The organism is Streptomyces sp. NPDC058964, assembly GCF_042741275.1.
Classification (GTDB): Bacteria; Actinomycetota; Actinomycetes; order Streptomycetales; family Streptomycetaceae; genus Streptomyces.
Genome location: NZ_JBHYKH010001035.1, coordinates 1 through 1,147, shown reverse-complemented (window position 1 = coordinate 1,147; position 1,147 = coordinate 1). Strand labels below are relative to the sequence as shown.

At 70.4% G+C, this 1,147-nt stretch carries 1 protein-coding gene; it reads right to left on the bottom strand.

Going from position 1 to position 1,147, the window contains the following annotated elements:
* On the bottom strand, nucleotides 1–868 hold an 868-nt coding region (locus ACFW2E_RS47465; RefSeq protein ID WP_384478532.1), incomplete at its 3' end, for a ScbA/BarX family gamma-butyrolactone biosynthesis protein.
* Nucleotides 869–1,147 lie beyond the last annotated feature (279 nt).

The window sequence follows — 1,147 nt, the reverse complement described above, 5'->3', positions numbered from 1 at the left end:
CCAGCACCTGGTCGCCGAGGGCCGTGCTCGTGCGCGGGAGGCGGAGGGCCTCGATCCGGCAGGGGGCGTCCAGTTCCGCGTACCGGACGAACTCGCTGGTGAAGGCCAGCGGCAGGGCGTGAGGACGGTCCACTGCGGCGAGCGCCGCCTGCCGGGTGGCCTCAAGGAGGAGCATCCCCGGCACATGGTCGACGGGGTGGTCGAAGAGCACGGGGTGGCGGGTGTCCGCGCGCAGCTGCCACACGTCCTGTTCGGCGGTGGCCGACAGGACGACTTCCGTGGGCGAGACCCGGCCGACGGTCTGCGGCGCCGTCGGGGCGGTCAGCGCCAGCGGTGTGCGCTCGCCCGTCAGCCGGCCCGCCCGCAGCCGCCCGTAGACCTTGGGGGAGGTGCAGGTGAAAGCCGCACTTCCGGTGGCGGCACATTCACCGTCGCGGCGGATCACGACGTCGTAGCGGAGGCCGGCGAGAGCGCCGCCGCGCCTTTTGACGTCCCGGCAGGTGACCTCCATGTCCAGTGAGGCGGGCGCCCAGTCGACCGACATGTGGGCGGGGTGGACGGCGACCGACAGGTCCCACATCAGGAAGTGGTGGCCGAGCGGCACGCCGAACTCCGCGTGCGCGAGCAGGGACCCGATCTGGCGAATCGATTCAGCCGCGATCAGTGGGTCGTGGCAGCCGTCGACATGGGCGAAGAAGCTGTGTCCGCGCGGCCACTGCGCCGATACGGTGAAGTGGAGATCGTCCTGGCGCGCCCAGTCCGTGAGCACCACCTCGGCGACGCTGGCGCGGTGCACGAACTCCTTGGGCACGGTGGTCGTCAGGCCCGGATAGCGCAGCAGGGAGCCGGCACCTTTGTGCGCCGTCATGCCGCCCCCGCGGTGTGTCGAGTCGGCTATCGCGTGGTCGCTGCGAAGCGTTGTGGTGAACACGGGATTCCCCCTGGATCGCGTTTGGTTGGCACGTGAGCGAGAGATCGCGAGCAAAGATACATACCACCCGGTTTTATTTCTAGGGCCCCGCCGGACACGAGAGACCGGAATTGGCCATTCCGGAAATGGGCGGGTCCTCCCTGCCCGCCGCGGCTTTCGTGCCCCGATGCGGGCGCTCTCCGCGTGGTCGCTCGCTCCAGCGGGAGGAGGTCGGCG